Source organism: Dietzia sp. IBK-p2-15D (assembly GCF_057773105.1).
Genome location: NZ_JBYMTK010000056.1, coordinates 1 through 489, shown reverse-complemented (window position 1 = coordinate 489; position 489 = coordinate 1). Strand labels below are relative to the sequence as shown.

1 protein-coding gene is annotated in these 489 nt (G+C 45.4%); it reads left to right on the top strand.

What is annotated here, in order from left to right; genetic code table 11:
* The coding region (locus tag AC3DEV_RS16830; protein WP_488372840.1) for a DUF444 family protein at nucleotides 1-416 on the top strand (416 nt) is incomplete at its 5' end.
* Nucleotides 417-489 lie beyond the last annotated feature (73 nt).

Here is a 489-nt window from a genome sequence, read left to right as displayed (position 1 = left end):
CAGTGATGTTTTGCCTGATGGACGTTTCCGGTTCAATGGATCAATCCACTAAAGATATGGCTAAGCGTTTTTATATTCTGCTGTATCTGTTCCTCAGCAGAACGTATAAGAACGTGGAAGTCGTATACATCCGCCATCATACCCAGGCGAAAGAAGTCGATGAACATGAGTTTTTCTACTCGCAGGAAACAGGCGGCACCATTGTTTCCAGCGCCCTGAAACTGATGGATGAGGTAGTGAAAGAGCGTTATAACCCGGCACAGTGGAATATTTACGCTGCACAAGCATCGGACGGCGATAACTGGGCCGATGACTCTCCGCTTTGCCATGAAATCCTGGCGAAAAAATTATTACCTGTTGTTCGTTATTACAGCTATATCGAAATTACCCGTCGTGCACATCAGACATTGTGGTGAGAATATGAGCATCTGCAATCTACTTTCGACAACTTTGCGATGCAGCACATCCGCGACCAGGATGATATTTATC